Origin of the sequence: Falsiroseomonas frigidaquae (assembly GCF_012163145.1) — a bacterium.
GTDB lineage: Bacteria > Pseudomonadota > Alphaproteobacteria > Acetobacterales > Acetobacteraceae > Falsiroseomonas > Falsiroseomonas frigidaquae.
In genome coordinates, this window is record NZ_JAAVTX010000004.1 from 393716 (window position 1) to 411660 (window position 17945).

Below are 17945 nucleotides of genomic sequence, written 5' to 3' on the forward strand. Positions count from 1 at the left end.
GGCCGAATAGGAGCTCCGGTTCGGGTTTGGCAACTTTCGCCCGCTACCCTGGCGGGAACACGACGTCCCGAGCGCCCCCGCCCCGGCCACCAAGGATCACGCCATGCGCATCCGCACCATGTTCATCCTCGGCTTCCTGCTGGTCGCAATTCCCGGGCTTGCCGCTTCGCTCTGGCTTGCGGCAGGCGCGGCGCGGGATCTCGGGCGCACCAACCAGGCGGTCTCGGCCTTGCGGGCGGCGAGCGACGCGCAGCGGGCCGTCAGCGCCGTGGCGGTGGAAATCGGTGGCTACAGCAGCGTGCTGCGCCAGGCCAACCCGGACCGCGCCCAGGTGGCCGGCGATGCGGCGGCGACGGTCCGGCTGCTGGAGGCCAGCGCCACCAGCGCCGCGGCCGCAGGGCAGGATGCGGCATCGGTGCGCCGGGTGGCGGAACAGCTGGCCAGCTTCCGCAGCCGGGTGGACCAGGCGCTGGCGCTGCCGCCGGATCGCCGCGACGCCGGCCTGCCCGCCACCGGCACCGCGGCGCGCAACGCGGCGGTGGCCACGCTGCTCGGCGTTTCCGCCGTGGCGGCGCGCGATGTGGCCCGCACCGCGCCGGAACTGGCGCTGCTGATCGAGGCGTCCTCCACCGTCATGGACATGCGCGACCAGGCCGGCCGCCGCAACGCGCAGATCTCTGCCTGGCTCGCCGGCACGGCGGTGACGCCGCCGGCGGTGCAGGGGGCGGAGGCGCTGACCGCGGGCGTGGCGCAGGCCTGGACCTCCGTGCAGCGGATGCTGGCCGCCAGCACCGCCGCCGCCGCGCTGCAGCCCGCCCTGGCCCGCCAGGCGGAGACCTTCGTGCGGCAGAACGAGCCGCATTGGCGCAAGCTGGTCGAGACCGCCCGCCAGCGCCTGACCGCGCCGGATACCGCCTGGACCACCAGCTTCGCGGATTTCCGCACCTGGTCCCGCCCGGCCCAGGCCGAGATCCTGGCGCTGCGCGACGCCGCGCTGGATGCCGCCGCCACCAGCGCGGCCGACAGCATCGCGGAGGCACGCACCGGCCTCGCCCTGGCGCTCGGCCTGGCCGGACTGTGCTTCGCAGCAGCCCTGGGTGGCGCCATGCTGCTGCTGCGCCGCCTGGTCAGCCCGATCCGCGCGCTGACCGCCAGCGTCGGCCGCATCGCCGCCGGCGAGCTGCAGCTGACAGTGCCCGGCCGTGGCCGCACCGATGAGCTGGGCGAGATGGCGACGGCGGTGGAAACCCTGCGCGCCGGGTCGCTGGAGCGCGTCGCGGAAACCGAGGCCCGGGCGCGCGACCAGGCGCAACGCCTGGCGCGGGCGGAACGGGTGGATGCGCTTCTGCGGCAGTTCGAGGACCAGGCCGGCAACATGCTGGAGGCCGTCGCCGCCGCCTCCACCGAGTTGGATGCCACGGCGCACAGCATGGCCGGCATCGCCGCCGATGGCAGCGCGCATGCCGCGGCGGTGGCCGATGCCGCCTCCCGCGCCAATGGCAGCGTCGAGACGGTGGCCGGCGCGGCGGAGGAGCTCGCCGCTTCCTTCAACGCGGTGACGCAGCAGATCCGCCACGGCGCCGACCAGGCGCGTGCCGCCACCGGCGCGGCGCAGGAGGCGGACCGCACCGTGCGTGGCCTTTCGGATGCGGCGGACCGGATCGGCGCGGTGGTGCAGATGATCACCGCCATCGCCGGCCAGACCAACCTGCTCGCCCTGAACGCCACCATCGAGGCCGCCCGCGCCGGCGAGGCCGGCAAGGGCTTCGCCGTGGTGGCCGGCGAGGTGAAGGCCCTGGCCGCGCAGACCGCCAAGGCGACCGACGAGATCAGCGGCCAGATCACCGCCATGCAGGCCGAGACACACCGCACCGTGACCGCCATCGCCGATATTTCCCGCATCATCGCCGCGGTGGGCGAGGCGACGAGCCAGGTGGCGGAAACCGCCGGCCAGCAGGCGGAAGCGACGCAGGCGATCAACCAGGCCGTCTCCGAAGCGGCCCGCGGCACCGCTGCCGCCGCGGACCACGCGAACGGCGTGAATGCAGATGCCGAGCGCACCGGCCATGCGGCGGGCGAGGTGCGCGCCGCCTCCAGCGAATTGTCCCGCCAGGCGGAAAAGCTGCGGGCCGAGGTGTCCCGCTTCATGGTGGAGCTGCGCGCCGCCTGACGCCCGCATCCCAGCCGGTCCCCGCATTGGTGCGCCGAATTGGCCCGGCTGGGCCCGGCATGGCATCATGCCCGGAAAGCAGCGGGAGAGCCTTTGGGAATGCCAAGCGCCGAGGAGCGGGTCTGGACCAGCCTGCCGCACATGATGCTGGACCTCGCCGGGGGCTGGCGCGAAAGGCCGATGCTGCGGCATTGGCAGGGCGGCTGGCAGCGCATGAGCTGGGGCGAGTTCGGCCGCCGCGTTGCCGCCATCGCCGCCTTCCTGCGGAGCCAGGGCGTGGCGCCGGGCGACCGGGTGCTGCTGGTCTCCGAGAACCGGCCGGAATTTCCCATTGCCGATACCGCCATCATGGCGATCGGCGCGGTGACGGTGCCGACCTACACCACCAACACCGTGTCCGACCACGCGCATATCCTGCGCGACAGCGGCGCCAGCTTCGCCGTTGTCTCCACCGCCAAGCTGGCGGAACGCGTGGCCCAGGCGGCGGCACAGGCCGGCGTGGCGCTGGAGCGGCTGGTCTGCATGGAGGATGGCGCGCCCGGCTGCCTCGACTGGTCCGCGGCGCTGGCGACCCCGGCCGACCTGGACCTGCTGGCGGCAGAGGTGGAGCAGATTCCGCCCGGGCGCCTCGCCTGCCTGGTCTATACCAGCGGCACCGGCGGGCTGCCCAAGGGCGTGATGCTGCCGCACCGCGCCATGCTGGCGAACCGCGAGGGCGTGGCGCGCATCGCGACCAGGCTGCAACTGGACGGCACGCCCTATCTGTCCTTCCTGCCGCTGTCGCACAGCTACGAACATACGGTGGGCGGCTTCCTGCTGCCCTCGTTGGGGCTGGAGGTGGTGTATTCGCGCGGCGCGGACCGGCTGGCGGCGGAGCTGAAGGAAGTGCGGCCCACCGTCATTACCGCCGTGCCCAGGCTGTTCGAGGTGCTGCGCGGGCGCATCGAGGCGCAGGTGGAGAAGGATGGCGGCTTCAAGGAGAAGCTGTTCCGCCGGGCCCTCGCCCTCGGCCTGAAGCGGTTGGACGGGCCGCGCCTCAATCTGTTCGAGCGCGCCCAGCATGCGCTGCTGGACCGGCTGGTCGGCGCCAAGATCCGCGACCGCTTCGGCGGCAAGCTGCTGGCGCTGGTCTCCGGTGGGGCGCGGCTGGACCCGGACCTGTCCGGCTTCTTCCTGGCCTTCGGCCTGCCGGTGATCCAGGGCTATGGGCAGACCGAGGCCGGCCCGGTGATCAGCGTGAACCCGCCCTGGGAAAACCGCCGCAGCACCGTCGGCCCCCCCCTGCCCGGCGTGGAGGCGCGCATCGCCGAGGATGGCGAGTTGTGCGTGCGCGGCGAACTGGTGATGGATGGCTACTGGAACGACGCCGAGAGCACATCCCGCGCCCTGGTGGATGGCTGGCTGCATACCGGCGATGTGGCGGAGATCGTGGATGGCTACATCCGCATCACCGATCGCAAGCGGGACTTCATCAAGACCCTCGGCGGCGACATGGTCAGCCCGGCGAAGCTGGAGGGCCTGCTGATGGCCGAGCCCGAGATCGCCCAGGCGGTTGTCGCTGGTGAGGGCCGCCCCGCCATCGTCGCCCTGGTGGTGCCGGCGGATGGTGCGGCCGACAAGGTCCAGGCCGCCATCGCCCGGGTGAACGGCAAGCTCTCCAACATCGAGCGGATCCGCGGCAGCACGGTGGTGGATCCCTTCACCGTGGAGAACGGCCTGCTGACGCCGACGATGAAGGTGAAGCGCCGGCTGGTGCTGGAACGCCATGCGGCGGCGGTGGAGGGGCTGGCGAAGCGGGGTTGAGGCTCGCCGCCTGCGAAACATTGCGCAATCGGCAAGGATGTTCCGCATGGGAGGATTCCGCCCTCGATTGAAAGGGGAGCGGGCTCAATGTCCTGGCATGTGGACTTCACGCGGTTTGCCACCGTGCACATGGTCAAGAAGCAGGATCAGGTGAATTCCTGCGGCATCGCCTGCGTGCTGGTGATCAACTTCAAGATCAAGAAGGGCCTGATGGCGCAGGGCGCTTCGGCCGGCAGCCGGATCGCCGCCTCCGGCCTTCCCGGCGGCGGGCTGGTCGGCGCGGGGCTGGCCAAGGCTGCCGTCGGCTGGGCGGTGAAGTCGGAGCAGGAGATCTACCGGATCTACGGCCAGGTGGTCGGCACGGTCTATGACGGCACCACCTATTCCGACGGCATGCGCCACCCCGAAGTGCTGGAGCGCATCGGCCTCGGCCGCTGGGAATGCGTCAATGTCGGCCAGAACGGCGTTGTCGCCGCGCTGCGCCGCGCCGTCGGTCCCGGCCAGCCCTGCATCGCGCATGTCGCCTGGCTGGCGGGCGGCGCGCATTTCGTGGTGGTGGACGACGTGGTGCAGCCGGGGCAGAGCGTCTTCGTGCTGGTCAACGACCCCGGTGACGGCCAGGTGGTGGTGACCAAGGTCACCGGCGACGGCGCGCTGTCCTATCGCAACAATGCCGGGGTGTTCAGCGGCTGGATCATCCGCCGCCGCTGAAGCGTCCTTCAGACGTGCCGCGTCAGCCCGCCATCGACGCGCAGGCTCTGGCCCGTGACGTAGGAAGCCTGGTCCGAGACCAGCCAGGCCACCGCCGCCGCGATCTCCTCCGCCTTCGCGTAGCGGCCGAGCGGGATGCGGGCACGGCGGGCCTCCTTCTCCGGCAGGCTGTCCACGAAGCCGGGCAGCACGGCGTTCACGCGGATGCCGGCCGGCGCCAGCTCATCCGCCGCCAGCTTGGTCCAGGCGCCAAGCGCAGCGCGCAGCGTGGTGGCCGGGAAATCCGATTCCGGCTCCAGCGCCGCGTAGGAGGACAGGTTCACCACCGCCCCGCCGCCCTGCGCCTTCATCCCCGGCAGCACCAGCCGCAGCGCACGGATGGCGGAGAGCATCACCATGTCGAAGCCGGCATGCCACTGCGAGTCCGTCAGGTCGAACAGCGGCGCCTTGGGCGGGTGCCCGGCATTGTTCACCAGCACGTCGATCCGCCCGAACTTCTGCAGCGCGCCGTCCACCAGCCGCGCCAGATCGGCCGGCTCGGTGACGGATCCGGTGACGCCGAGCGCATCGGGCAGTTCCGCCGCCAGCTTCTCGGCATTGCCGGATGGCGACATCACGGCAACCCGGAAACCATCCGCCGAAAGCCGCCGCGCCACCGCCGCGCCGATGCCGCGGCCGGCAGCCGTGACGATGGCGGTCTTCACGTGCGGTCGCTGGTGGTCGGCGTGAAGGCGCCGCCATCGGTCGGGCGCAGCGCCTCGAACATCTCCGTCACCTGGGCATAGTCGCGGTAGCCGCAGCGGGCGATGGATTGCGCGGCCACCGCATCGAAGCGGCCATTGATGATGTAGCGCTCATCGATATGGATGCCGACGACCTGGCCGAGCACCATGAAGCCGTCGGTCGGGTTGCCGTCCAGATCGTTCAGCTCCATCGCCTGCAGCACCTTGCATTCGAAGGACGCCGGGCTTTCGGCGACGCGCGGCGCCTTGACGAAGCGGCATTCCGCCATGGTCAGCCCGGCGGCCGCGAATTCATTCTCCCCGGCCTCGAGCGCGGCGGAGGACACGTTCATCGCGTCGAACAGCGGGCGGGTGACCAGGTTGAAGACGAATTCCCGCGTCTCGAAGGCGTTGGCGGCGGAGTGCTTCAGCCCCTCGCTGCCGAACACCACGATGGGCGGCGAACCCTTCACCAGGTTGAAGAAGCTGTAGGGCGCCAGGTTCGGCCGCCCCTGCCCGTCCACGCTGGAAATCCAGCCGATCGGGCGCGGCGCGATGATGGCCTTCAACGGGTCGTAGGGCAGACCGTGGCCCCGCTTGCCGTGCTTCGGTTCGTAGAACATCGCGGTCGCCCTTTCCCTGGATGGCCTCGGCTACATGCCCAGCGCGCGGCGGTAAAGGTCGAGCAGCGTCTCCTGCTCCTCCACCTCGGCCGGCTCCTTCTTCCGCAGCGAGATGATCTGCTTGATCACCTTGACGTCGAAGCCAGCCGACTTCGCCTCGGAGAAGATGTCCTTGATATCGCCGGCGAGCGCCTTGCGCTCCTCCTCCAGGCGCTCCACCCGTTCGATGATGGACCGCAGCCGGTCTACGGCAATGCCGCCGACCTCGGGATCCGGGTCCTTCTCCTGGCGGTCGCGGCTGGCCTGGGCCTCCTGCGCGTCGAAATCACTCATCGAAGGCCTCCGGGCACACGTTTGAGGCGCGGCGTATAGCCCTGGGGCGGGGGTGGCGCAAACCGGAAGAAAGGAAGGTCGGGGAGAAAGTATTCTCCCCGAGCCCCTCATCTATTTTTGGGACCTTGGGTCGGGCGCAAAATAAAACGTCCCGAAAGACAAGGGAGGGGTTCGGGGAGGGAATGCTTCCCTCACCGACCTTACTCGTCTCAGTGCCCGGGATTGGCCGCAGCGAACTTCTCCTTCTGCTCCGCCGTCGCCTCCTTCTGGTGCAGCGCCTGCCATTCCTTGTACGGCATGCCGTAGATCGTCTCCCGCGCCTCGGGGTCCGTGATGGTGATGCCCTTGGTCGCGGCTTCCTCGCGGTACCAGCGGGACAGGCAGTTCCGGCAGAATCCGGCCAGGTTCATCATGTCGATGTTCTGCACGTCGCTGCGCTCGCGCAGATGCTGCACCAGGCGGCGGAAGGCGGCGGCTTCGAGCTCGGTCTGGGTGGCGGCGTCGATCTCAGGCATCGGGGTTCTCCTGCAACCGCCCGGTAGATGGTCCATCCGGCGCCGCTTCGCCATACTGGCGGGATGAGGGAGACCGAGATGGCCTGGACCGATGCCGCGGCCCGCGCGGCGCTGAAGGATGTCTTTGCCGCGGCGGTGGCCAGCGCCGATCCGCGAATCGTCCTGGCCCGCCACCTGCCGGACCCGCCTGCTGGCGGCCGCGTGGTGGTGGTGGGCGCCGGGAAATCGGCCGCGGTGATGGCCGCGGCGGTGGAGGCGGCCTGGCCCGACCAGGCGCTCACCGGCCTCGTCGTCACCCGCTATGGCCACGGCCATCCGACAAGCCGGATCGAGGTGCTGGAAGCCTCCCACCCCGTGCCGGATGCCGCCGGCGCGGCGGCAGCGGAGCGGTTGCTGCAGGCGGTGGGCGGGCTGACGGAAGCGGACCTCGTGCTGTTCCTGGTCTCCGGCGGCGGATCGGCGCTGACCACCCTGCCGGCGCCGGGGCTGACGCTGGACGACCTGATGGCGGTGAACCGCGCGCTGCTCGCCTCCGGCGCCACGATCAACGAGATGAACTGCATCCGCCGGCACCTTTCCGCTTTTTCCGGCGGCCGGCTGGCGCTGGCGGCCGCGCCGGCGCGGGTGGTGACGCTGGCGATCTCCGACGTGCCGGGGGATGACCCGGCCGCCATCGCCTCCGGCCCCACCGTCCCGGACCCGAGCAGCTTCGAACAGGCCCGCGCCCTGGTGGCGCATTACCGGATGGACCTGCCCGCGGCGGTGGTCGCGCATCTGGCCCAGGCTGCGGAGGAAACGCCGAAGCCCGGCGACCCGCGGCTGGGCGAGGTGGACTACCGCTTCATCGCCACCCCCCGCCTGGCGCTGGAAGCCGCCGCCGCCAAGGCCCGCGCGCTGGGCCTCACGCCCCTGATCCTGGGCGATGCGCTGGAAGGCGAGGCGCGGGAGGTCGGCAAGGTGCTGGCCGGCATCGCGCTGTCCGCCCGCGCCCATGGCCACCCCCTGCCCGGCCCGTGCCTGCTGCTGTCCGGCGGGGAGACCACGGTGACCATCGGCCCGGAAGTCGGCGGCCCGGATCGGGGCCGGGGCGGGCGCAACGGCGAATCGCTGCTGGGCTGCGCCGTGGCGCTGGCCGGCGCGCCGGGGATCTGGGCGCTGATGGGCGATACGGACGGCATCGACGGGTCGGAGGACAATGCCGGCGCCATCTGCGCGCCGGACACCCTGGCCCGCGCCCGTGCCGCCGGGCTGGACCCGCGCGCGGTGCTGGGGCGGCATGACAGCTACAGCCTGTTCCAGGCGCTGGACGACCTGCTGGTGACCGGGCCGACGCTGACCAATGTGAACGATCTGCGGGCCGTGCTGGTGGCGTAAAGCGACCAATCAACCGATTCGAGAGTAGTCGTTCTAGGCCAATGGCAAGCCGTCCTCGTCCATTCGTCTGGACACGCGCACCATCAGGCCTTTAACAACCTCCATTATATGAAGTGCCTCTTCCGATGTGTAATTCTGATCAAAGTGCATGGTTGCATTGCGATAAGGGTTCTGCATTGCGGCCAATGCTCCGTATATTTCTTCGAAGAATTTTCCGTCGCCAGTCATACGAGTCGTGCTGGAGGGCCACCGGTCAGCAATAGCTGCGTTCACAGCCCGCAGGGCGCTCCCCCAGTTCCGTTCGCTCCCCTTGGTCGGATCTGGCACCCTCAGACACCTGGAGATGGCGCGGAGACCCACCTCCAAACACCTTATCGAGTGGAAGGCACTTGCCGTGGAGCGCTCCAAAGCGAAGCACTTTCCAGCCTCTGATATTTCACCACCGAGTGACGGAAATTTTTGCTGCACAAGTACGCCAAAAAGCGGCACGGGCTGGTCAAAATAGGCCGCTTAGAGGCTGAAAGCGCCAGGAACAGCTTGGCGCGCATCTCGTTCCCGACAATGTTTGCGACAGACGAGAGGGCGCCTTCCAGATCATCTCTGTTCTGTCCAAACAACAACAATCTGCCGGAGTTAACTACAGCGCCATCAAGACATGTCAAGATTTTACGCATTGCTCGAACAGAAACGTGCAGGTCTAATGCATCCAAAACAAGCAAATAACTCTCGGCCTTTCGTCGGATCATTGCGGCTTGCTCAGCGGCAAGCATGATCTTGTCGTCTTTTCCAAAACAGCTACCCATGGCAGCAAAAAAACTCTGTAAATCTACTAGATTGCCAATATCAATTTTTTCCATCAGCTTTGTAAGCTCCTCGGCTGGCTCGGTGCGAAGGCCGATCGACACCTACCGATAACATCTCTTTATTTTGTATTAAGCGCAATATGCGTTGACCACTCCCAATCTGCGGCTGGCGCTTTGGCGGGCCAGCCGCGTAAATAACCGCCGCCGCAGATGCCATTAAGCCACGCCGCGAGGATACGCGGAGCCTCGCGCCAGGGTCAGCCGGGCCGTAAGCCTAGCGGTCCCAACCACCGGACAACAAAAGGCCGGGGGATCGCTCCCCCGGCCCGTCTTGCCTGTGGCAGCCCTGCTCAGCGCAGGACGATTTCCACGCGGCGGTTCTGCGGCTCGCGCACACCGTCGGCGGTCGGGACCAGCGGGCGGCTCTCGCCGAAGGCCTGGACGCTGATGTTGCTGCGCTGGATGCCACGGCGCTCCAGCTCGGAGGCCACGGCGCCGGCGCGGCGCTCGGACAGGCGCTGGTTGTACTGCGGCGTGCCGGAACGGTCGGCGTGGCCGGAGACCTCGATGCGCGTCACGCCCTGGCTGGTGGAGTTCTGGGCCGCCTCGCCGATGATCTGGCGGGCGCGGTCCGTCAGGTCGGCGCGGTCGAAGTCGAAGAACACCAGGTAGGTACGGGCCGGCGCCGGGGCGGCGGCGGGCATCGGCGCGGGGGCCGGGGCGACGACCGGGGCCGGGGTGGTCTGGCCGAAGGCGTAGCGCAGGCCGATCAGGATCGAGTGGTTGTAGTTCTCGGACTTGGTGCCGGTGCGCGCCACGGTGAAGGCACCGCCGCCGCTGTTGGTGTCGATGTCATGCTCCAGCGTGCCGAGGAAGCGGTACTCGGCGGTCAGCGCCAGGCCCGGGGCCCACTGGGTCAGCGGCATCGCGGCGCCGACGATCGCCTGGTAGGCGAAGCGGCCATCCGTACCGTCGCTGCGCACCGCGCCGCCCAGCACGTTCGCGCGCACATCGTCGAACTCGCGCCAGATGTAGCCGGCGCCGACGCCGACATACGGCAGGAAGGACACGCCGCCGAAATTGGCGCCGATGTCGAAGTCATACAGGGCGTTCGCCATCACGCCGTAGCTGCGGGCGGTGCCCGAAGCGCGGACCGGCCCGGCGCCGCGGAAGCCGCTGATGGTGTCGACCTCGTTCTCGCGGTAGCTGCCCTCGATCTCGGCGCGGAGGCCGTTGCCGAAGCCATAGCCCAGGCTGACGACGCCGACCCAGCCCATGTCGAAGGACACGTCGCCGCCGGTGGTGTTGCCGCGCGCACGCAGCGTATCGGCCAGCGTGCCGGTCGCGTTGATGTTCGCGTCCTGCAGCCAGTTCACGCCCGCGCCGGCACCGATGTAGATGCCGTTGACCTGCTGGGCCTGGGCGGCGCCGAGCGGCAGCAGCAGCATGGTGGTCGCGAGCAGCGCATTCCGGAAATTCATAACCAATTCTCCTGGCTGGACGAGCCATTCCGCGCCGGGGGTGGAGGGTCCGGCAGCAGCGTCCTGCGCGGTTCAACGCGAGTTCCCTGGAAAAGGTGGCACAGCGAAAAAATTCACGGGGACAGTGTGGCAAGAATAGCGCAGTGGGGCGAACGGAGCGCTGCGGCGTCAAAATTGCTTAATAAAATTAAGCAACATTCCCCATCTGGTACTCCGGGCTTATTGTGCCTAACTTAGCCGCATGCGCGACCCCACCCTCGAAGCCCTGCTGACCCAGCGCGGCGCCGTCACCCGTATCGCCACCGCCCTCGGCATCTCCACCGCCGCCGTGTCCCAGTGGCGCCGCGTGCCGGATGACCGGGTGGCCGAAGTCGCCCGCGCGCTCGGCGTGCCGCCCACCGCGGTGCGGCCGGACGTCACCGAACCGCCGGAAGCGCCCCGCCGCGAAGGATCAGCCCGCCCCATGCCCAGCCGTCCCCCGCTGCGCCGCCGCCGCCGCACCAAGATCATCGCGACCCTCGGCCCGGCCTCCTCCTCCGCCGAGGTGATCGAGCGGCTGTTCCGCGCCGGCGCGGACGTGTTCCGGCTGAACTTCAGCCACGGCACGCATGAGGACCACGCCGCGCGGATCGCGACGATCCGGGCGCTGGAGGAGAAGGTCGGCCGCCCGATCGGCATCCTGGCGGACGTCCAGGGCCCGAAACTCCGCGTCGGCAAGTTCCAGGCCGGCCGGGTGCAGTTGCAGACCGGCCAGAACTTCCGGCTCGACCTGTCGCCGACGCCGGGCGATGTCCGCCGCGTGCAGTTGCCGCACCCCGAGATCATCGCCGCCGCCGGCATCGGCACCACGCTGCTGCTGGATGACGGCAAGCTGCGCCTGCGAGTGACCCATAAGCGGGAGGATCACCTGGAAACCCAGGTGGTGGTCGGCGGCCCGCTTTCGGACCGCAAGGGCGTCAACGTGCCCGATGTGGTGCTGCCGATTCCGGCGCTGACCGAAAAGGACCGTGCCGACCTCGACTTCGTTCTTGAACAGGGCGTGGAATATATCGGCCTGTCCTTCGTGCAGCGGGCGGAGGATGTGGTGGAGGCCAAAGCCATCGCCGCCGGCCGCGCCTGGATCATGGTGAAGATGGAGAAGCCCCAGGCGGTCGAGAACCTCGACGCGATCCTGGCGGAGGCCGATTGCGTCATGGTGGCGCGCGGCGACCTCGGCGTGGAATGCCCGCCGGAGGAAGTGCCGCTGATCCAGAAGCAGATCGTCCGCGCCGCCCGCCTGCTCGGCAAGCCGGTGGTGGTCGCGACGCAGATGCTGGAAAGCATGATCACGGCCCCCTCCCCCACCCGGGCCGAGGCGCAGGACGTGGCGACGGCGGTGTTCGACGGCGCCGACTGCGTAATGCTCTCGGCCGAGACCGCCGCCGGGCAATTCCCGTTCGAGGCGGTGAACATCATGGACCGCATCATCGCGCGGGTGGAGGAAGATCCGGATTGGCGCCGGCTGACCGATGCCAACCGCCCGGCGCCGGAACGCAACTCCGCCAGCGCCATCGCCGCCGCCGCCCGCCAGGTGGCGCAGACGATCGATGCCGAGGCGATCGCCACTTTCACCTCCACCGGCTCCACCATGCTGCGGGTGGCGCGCGAGCGGCCGAGCTGCCCGATCATCGGCCTGACGGCGAGCCTGCAGACGGCGCGCCGCATGGCGGTGGTGTGGGGCGTGCACCCGATGATGTCGGTGGAGCTGCATTCGATGACGGACATGGTCGCGAAGGCGATCCGGGCCGCCAGCCAGGAAGGCTTCGCCAAGTCGGGCGACGAGGTGGTGGTCACCGCCGGGGTGCCCTTCGGCACGCCGGGCACCACCAATGCGCTACGCGTCGCCATCGTGAAATAGCCGGCGCGGTTGACCTCATGCCGCGTCGCGCCTTTGGTGCGCCTGGCCGCCGCGCGTTCGGTGGGCCGATCCACGGAGCAGCCCCGATGACCTTCCGCCGCCTCGCCTTCGCCCTGCCCCTGCTGGCGGCACTTCCCTGCGCGGCGCCGGCGCAGGCGCAGCAGGCCGGCCTGTATGACGTGACCGGCACCAACCTCGACGGCACCGCCTATACCGGGCTGGCGCAGATCAGGACGGTGGGGCTGGCTTCCTTCGCGATTCGCTGGCGCATCGGCAACCAGACGGTGGAGGGCGTGGGCTTCGCCTCCGGTCGCACCGTGGCCGTGGCCTATGGGCTGACGCAGCGGCCGGGCATCGGCATCTATACGCTGAACGCCGATGGCAGCATGGACGGCGAGTGGACCATCATAGGCGCGCCGGCCAATGCGCGGGAACGCCTGGTGCCGCGGGAGGCACCGGCCGCCACGGGCCAGGCGCCGGAAGCGGCCGCGCCCGCCCCCGCGGCGCCGCCAGCCGTGGTTCCGCCCGCAGCGCCACCGGCCCCGGCAGCCCCGGCGCCAGCCCCGGCTCCGGCCCCCGCTGCGCCCGCTCCGGCTTCGCCCGACGCCGCCCCGGCGGCCCCGGGGCCGCAATAGGCCCCGTTTCGCCGCAAGCGAAGACGGCGAAACAGATCCGGCTGGTTGTTTCCAGGCCTTTCCTGAAGCGCCTTGCGACGCCGCAAGGCATTGAAAACGCCCCGGGCCGCGGCTACCGGCCCCGCGCCCGCTTCTCGCCGGCCAGCAGCGCCGCCTTGCGCGGCACGCCCCAGCGATAGCCGGTCAGGTCGCCGCTGGCGCCGACCACCCGGTGGCAGGGCACCGCCAGGGACACCGGGTTGCGGGCGCAGGCCCGCGCCACCGCCCGCGTCGCCGCGGGCATGCCCATTTCGGCGGCCAGACCGGAATAGGTGCGGGTCTCGCCGAGCGGAATGCGCGTCAGCGCCTCCCACACCCGGCGCTGGAAGGCGGTGCCGCGCAGATCCAGCGGCAAGGCGAGCGCGGCATTCGGCTCGGCCAGAAAGGCGGCAACCTGGCGCACCTGCCCCGCCAGTTCCTCCGGTGCCGGCTCGATGCGGGCCTTGGGGAAGCGGGCGCGCAGATCACCCTCCAGCGCCGCCGGTGGCTCGGCGAAGCCGATGAAGCAGATGCCAGCTTCCGTCGCGCCGACCAGCAGCGGCCCCATCGCGCTGTCGGCATGGGCGATGCGGATCACCTCCCCTGCCCCGCCGCGCCGCGCCGCGCCGGGCGTCATGCCGAGATGCCGCGCCGTATCCTCATACACCCGGCTTTCGCTGCCGAATCCGGCACCCGCCACCGCCTCCGCCACCCGGTCCCCGGCGGCGAGCGCGGCCTGCAGCCGGCGGGCGCGCACGCCTTCCGCATAGCTGCGCGGCGTCACGCCGGTGATGTCGCGGAACAGGCGCAGGAAATGGTGCCGGGCATAGCCGGCGCGGGCGGCCAGCACCTCCAGGCTCGGGATGGCCTCGGCCGCCTCAATCAGCGCGCAGGCGGCGGCCACGCCCTCGGCCTGCATCCGGGCGCGCTCGCCCTTCGGGTCGCAGCGCTTGCAGGCGCGGAAACCGGCGGCCTCCGCGCTGGCTGCATCGGGGAAGAAGCGGACATTGCGGCGCAGCGGCGTGCGGGCCGGGCAGCCCGGGCGGCAGTAGATGCCCTGGGTTGTCACGCCCAGGCGGAAATCGCCGCAATCGGGTTGCGCCTCGCGGTCCAGCACCGCCTGCCAGCGGAGATCGTCGATCGGCATGGGGGCTTCGGGCATCGGTCTGGTCTCTCAACGTCAGGCGGAAGATCGGCCCTGGCGGCCAGCCGCGCCATCCGCGGATTGCGCCCGCCTAAAGCGCCTCCCCCTCCGCGCGCCGCACCAGGTCGCGGCGCCGCATCGCGCCGCCCGGCAGTTGCGGGTGCAGCGCCAGCGCGGCGTCCAGGCTCCGCAGCGCACCGCGCAGATCGCCAGCCTCCTCCTGCAAGGCGGAGAATTGCAGCAGCGCGCCGAAATGGCGCGGCTCCAGGCGCAGCGCCGCCTGCAGGTCGCGGGCGGCGGCCACGCGGTCGCCGAGCAGGGCATTGGCGCGGGCGCGCAGTGCCCAGGCCTCGGCGGCTTCCGGCTCCAGCAGGATGGCGGCGTCGAAATCCTCCAGAGCCTCCGCCGTTTCCTGCGCCTGCAGGTTGCGCTGGCCCCGGCGCAGCAGCAGGGCTGCGGCCGGCGAGACCTCCTGGCCCCACAGCGCGCGGATGCGCGATTCCACGATCTGCCCGCCGGCCTGGTCGGGGGCGGTCTTCAGCGCCTCGAACAGCCGGTCCAGTTCGGCCTGGCGCCGCTCCGCGGCAGTCTGGCGCGGCGCCTGGGCAAAACCGGGCGCCGGAAGGGCGGCGATGATGAGCAGCGGTAGCAACAGGCGCAGGATCATGCGCGCAGCCTCCGGCATCCCGCCGCCCGGGCGCAAGGCCTATCCGCCCGGCCGGGCGGCCGCGGCCCGGATCGGCGCGATCGCCGCCGGCTCCGGCCCGCCCGCCATCCAGTCCAGCAGTTCCACCGTATGGATGGTGGGCATGGTGCCGCCGGAAAGCTGGGTCAGGCAGCCGATATTACCGGCCGCGATCAGGTCCGCCTTGGTGCGGTCCAGATTGGCCAGCTTGCGGTCGCGCAGCTGCCCGGCGATTTCCGGCTGCATCAGGTTGTAGGTGCCGGCGCTGCCGCAGCAGATATGCCCCTCCGCCGGTTCCTTCACCTCGAAGCCGGCGCGCTTCAGCAGGTCCTTCGGGGCGGCGGTGATCTTCTGGCCGTGCTGCAGCGAACAGGCGGCGTGGTAGGCGACGGTCAGGCCGGGCTTTTCCCGGCTCGGCGCGTAGTCGAATTTCTGCAGCAGTTCCGAGATGTCCATCGTCAGGGCGGAGATTTGGGCGGCGGCCGCGGCCTCGGGTTCCGTGCGGAACATGAAGCCGTAATCCTTCACCGTGGTGCCGCAGCCGGAGGCATTGACCACCACCGCATCCAGCCCCTCCCCCTCCAGCTCCGCCATCCAGGCCGCGATATTGGCGCGAGCCAGGCGCATCGCCGGGTCGTGGTGGCCCATATGATGGTCCAGCGCGCCGCAGCAGCCCTGGTCCCGCCGCACCACCACATCGAGGCCCATCCGCGTCAGCAACCGGATGGTGGCGTCGTTGATGGAGGGTGCCAGCACGCGCTGGGCGCAGCCGGTCAGCAGCGCCACCCGCCCCCGGCGCGGCCCTTCCGCGCGGAACACGCCCGGCCGGTCCATCGCGCTCGGCCCCGGCACATGGGCCGGGGCCAGCTTCAGCATGGCCCGCAGCCTTTGCGCCGCCATCGACCGCCCCGGCACAAATCGCGAAAAGTGCCGGCCGAGGGAGGCGCCGAGCAGCGCCAGGCGGAAGCGGCCGGGATAGGGCAGCAGGGCGGAAAGCAGCCGGCGCAGGGCGCGTTCGGCGGGCGGGCGCTGGTAGGTTTCCTCGATATGCCGGCGGGCATGATCCACCAGGTGCATGTAGTTCACGCCGGAGGGGCAGGTGGTCATGCAGGACAGGCAGGACAGGCAGCGATCGACATGGCGGACCACTTCCTCGGTCGCCGGCCGGTCATTCTCCAGCATGTCCTTGATGAGGTAGATGCGGCCGCGCGGGCTATCCAGCTCATCGCCCAGCAGCAGGAAGGTCGGGCAGGTGGCGGTGCAGAAGCCGCAATGGACGCAGGTGCGGAGGATGCGGTTGCTCTCTGCCGTATCCGGGTCCCGGAGCTGCGCCTCGGTGAAGCTGGTCTGCATCGCGATCCCCTGTCCCTGGGTTGAGACATAGGGTGCTGGCACCGGCCCGGGAAGCACCCCGGGCCGGCCCATTCAGGCAGCGATCAGCCGAAGACGAAGTCGCTGGCCGAGAGCCCGGCGGCCTGCAGCCCGCCGAGGTCCGTGATGTCCGTGAAGCGCGCGATGGAGACCGCCGTATCGGGGGCGGAGACCACCAGCAGGCTCGCGACATTCACCGTGCTGTTGAAATAGACGATCATGTCGCCCGCCTGTTCCCCCTGCGCCGCCTGCACCGCGAGCGCGCCGGAGGCGAAGGCGGTATCGGTCAGCACCATCACGCCCTGCCCGTTCGAGCCCGCCGCGTCGCCGCTGTAGAAGCTGGAGACCCGGCCGCCCTGCGCGCCGCCGCCATTGATGAAGTTCGCGCCGGCGGCGTCGCTGCGCAGACCCGCCGCATCGAAGATCAGCGTGTCGTCGGCCGCGCTGAAATCCGTGATGCTGGCGAAGGCCGCCCCGGTGCCCGCGGCAAGCTGGGTCTGCGGGTCGGCGAAGCGGAAGACGAAGCGATCCGCGCCGGACCCGCCGGTCACCACGTCCAGCCCCTCCCCGATCAGCAGCGTATCGTCGCCGCCCCCACCATTCAGCACATCGGCGGAGAGGTCGCCGCGGCCGGTGACGTTGCCGGAATCGCCGGCCAGCACGTCATTGCCCGCGCCGCCGATCAGCACGTCGATGCCGGTGCCGCCGGTGATGGTGTCATTGCCCTCATTGCCCAGCAGGCGGTCGGCGCCGGCCTCGCCGCGGATCGCGTCGTTGCCAGCATTGCCCTGCACCTGGTCGTCGCCGGCGCCGCTGACGATGGTGTCGTCGCCACCACCGCCGCGCACGCTGTCATCGCCGCGATTGCCGAGGATGCGGTCGCCGCTGGCGCCGCCGATCAGGCGGGAGCCCACCGCCTCGATCTCGCCGGAGGCCACGGGCAGCACCAGCTTGTAGCCGGCCGTGCCATCGATCTCGCCGCCCGTGCCGGCGCCGGCGCTGCCATCCACCGTCAGGCCGTGGATGACGAATTCGCGCAGCTCCAGCGGGAAAAGCTGTTCCGCCACGATGCCCTCGGCGAGGCCCTGGCCGGCGGCGATGTCGAAGGTTTCGTAGTAGCGGATGCTGCCCTCCGGTGCGGTCGGGAAGCCGTCCAGCCCGGCGCCGGGCGGGTTGGTCAGGTTCATCAGGATCGGGCCATAGGCCGGCAGACCCTCGGCCAGTTCGACGAAGCCATCGCCATCGGTATCCAGGCCGAGGGAGGGCGTGTTGCTCTCCTGCGGCATGCCCGTCGGCGAGAGGCGGCCATGGATGTGCTGGATATGGACCTGGTTCGGCTCCAGCCCATCCGCATGCAGATGGACCGTCAGGCGGTTGCCCAGGCGCGCGACCTCGGCGAAGCCGCTGACGCCGGACCCGTTCAGGGCGGAGAAATCGACCCGGCCGAGGTCGAGGGCGACCAGCGTGTCGCCATTCTGGTCGGCGCGCAGCGTGGTCTGGAAGATGACCGGCGGCAGTGCGGGGCTGTCGCCGTGGTTGGGGTCGGGCTCGTGGTGCGAATGGCTCATTCTGGGCTTCCCGGCGGGACGGCGAGGATGCGCCGTCCCTGCCGGCGCTACGGCGGGCTGCCGCTGCCGGATGCGCCGATCACGCGCACGTC

General features: G+C 70.4%; 16 protein-coding genes. 6 read left to right on the top strand and 10 right to left on the bottom strand.

From position 1 onward, the window contains the following. Window positions 1-103 precede the first annotated feature (103 nt). The 3 genes from HB662_RS14455 (at window position 104) to HB662_RS14465 (ending at window position 4684) form a co-directional block, all read left to right on the top strand. Window positions 104-2170 (top strand): methyl-accepting chemotaxis protein, encoded by a 2067-nt coding sequence (locus tag HB662_RS14455; RefSeq protein ID WP_168050512.1) that lies wholly within the window; start codon window positions 104-106, stop codon window positions 2168-2170. Between the two features lie 99 nt (window positions 2171-2269). Then, entirely contained in the window at window positions 2270-3973 is a 1704-nt protein-coding gene (locus HB662_RS14460) for an AMP-dependent synthetase/ligase (protein WP_168050513.1), read from the top strand. An 87-nt stretch (window positions 3974-4060) separates the two neighbouring features. Continuing rightward, window positions 4061-4684: a hypothetical protein gene (locus tag HB662_RS14465; protein ID WP_168050514.1), complete on the top strand. Its 624-nt coding sequence runs from the start codon at window positions 4061-4063 to the stop codon at window positions 4682-4684. Window positions 4685-4692: 8 nt separating this feature from the next. Here HB662_RS14465 and HB662_RS14470 read toward each other — a convergent pair whose 3' ends face one another. From HB662_RS14470 to HB662_RS14485, 4 genes are all read right to left on the bottom strand, one after another. After that, entirely contained in the window at window positions 4693-5388 is a 696-nt protein-coding gene (locus HB662_RS14470) for an SDR family oxidoreductase (protein ID WP_168050515.1), read from the bottom strand. Beyond that, a complete protein-coding gene (locus HB662_RS14475; RefSeq protein ID WP_168050516.1) occupies window positions 5385-6029 on the bottom strand; it encodes a flavin reductase family protein in 645 nt (214 codons plus the stop codon). Before HB662_RS14475 ends, HB662_RS14470 begins: the two co-directional genes overlap by 4 nt. Before the next feature lie 30 nt (window positions 6030-6059). After that, on the bottom strand, window positions 6060-6362 hold the full coding sequence (locus HB662_RS14480; protein WP_209443290.1) for a DUF2312 domain-containing protein: 303 nt from the start codon (window positions 6360-6362) through the stop codon (window positions 6060-6062). Window positions 6363-6571: 209 nt separating this feature from the next. Then, window positions 6572-6877, bottom strand: coding sequence for a DUF1244 domain-containing protein (locus HB662_RS14485; RefSeq protein WP_168050517.1), 306 nt, complete (start codon window positions 6875-6877; stop codon window positions 6572-6574). A gap of 78 nt (window positions 6878-6955) precedes the next feature. Here HB662_RS14485 and HB662_RS14490 point away from each other — a divergent pair, with 78 nt between their 5' ends. Further along, window positions 6956-8251, top strand: coding sequence for a glycerate kinase type-2 family protein (locus tag HB662_RS14490; RefSeq protein ID WP_168050518.1), 1296 nt, complete (start codon window positions 6956-6958; stop codon window positions 8249-8251). A 371-nt stretch (window positions 8252-8622) separates the two neighbouring features. Here the strand turns inward: HB662_RS14490 and HB662_RS14495 are convergent, their stop codons facing one another. Both HB662_RS14495 and HB662_RS14500 read right to left on the bottom strand, forming a co-directional pair. After that, window positions 8623-9156: a hypothetical protein gene (locus HB662_RS14495; RefSeq protein ID WP_168050519.1), complete on the bottom strand. Its 534-nt coding sequence runs from the start codon at window positions 9154-9156 to the stop codon at window positions 8623-8625. Between the two features lie 248 nt (window positions 9157-9404). Next, window positions 9405-10535, bottom strand: coding sequence for an OmpA family protein (locus HB662_RS14500; protein WP_168050520.1), 1131 nt, complete (start codon window positions 10533-10535; stop codon window positions 9405-9407). A 463-nt stretch (window positions 10536-10998) separates the two neighbouring features. Between HB662_RS14500 and pyk the strand changes: the two genes are divergently transcribed. Together pyk and HB662_RS28790 are read left to right on the top strand one after the other, a co-directional pair. Further along, entirely contained in the window at window positions 10999-12432 is a 1434-nt protein-coding gene (gene pyk / locus HB662_RS14505) for a pyruvate kinase (protein WP_168050873.1), read from the top strand. 86 nt (window positions 12433-12518) lie between these two features. Next, the gene (locus HB662_RS28790) at window positions 12519-13067 is read left to right on the top strand and encodes a hypothetical protein (protein WP_209443291.1); all 549 of its coding nucleotides are present in this window, start codon (window positions 12519-12521) and stop codon (window positions 13065-13067) included. 112 nt (window positions 13068-13179) lie between these two features. On the opposite strand, the gene ada is transcribed toward HB662_RS28790, so the two are convergent. The 4 genes from ada to HB662_RS14530 all read right to left on the bottom strand — a co-directional run bounded on the left by ada (window position 13180) and on the right by HB662_RS14530 (window position 17853). Then, on the bottom strand, window positions 13180-14247 hold the full coding sequence (ada, locus tag HB662_RS14515; protein WP_168050521.1) for a bifunctional DNA-binding transcriptional regulator/O6-methylguanine-DNA methyltransferase Ada: 1068 nt from the start codon (window positions 14245-14247) through the stop codon (window positions 13180-13182). A gap of 73 nt (window positions 14248-14320) precedes the next feature. After that, the gene (locus tag HB662_RS14520; RefSeq protein ID WP_168050522.1) at window positions 14321-14896 is read right to left on the bottom strand and encodes a tetratricopeptide repeat protein; all 576 of its coding nucleotides are present in this window, start codon (window positions 14894-14896) and stop codon (window positions 14321-14323) included. A gap of 39 nt (window positions 14897-14935) precedes the next feature. Next, a complete protein-coding gene (glcF, locus tag HB662_RS14525; RefSeq protein WP_168050523.1) occupies window positions 14936-16267 on the bottom strand; it encodes a glycolate oxidase subunit GlcF in 1332 nt (443 codons plus the stop codon). An 83-nt stretch (window positions 16268-16350) separates the two neighbouring features. Beyond that, on the bottom strand, window positions 16351-17853 hold the full coding sequence (locus HB662_RS14530) for a calcium-binding protein (protein ID WP_168050524.1): 1503 nt from the start codon (window positions 17851-17853) through the stop codon (window positions 16351-16353). Window positions 17854-17945 lie beyond the last annotated feature (92 nt).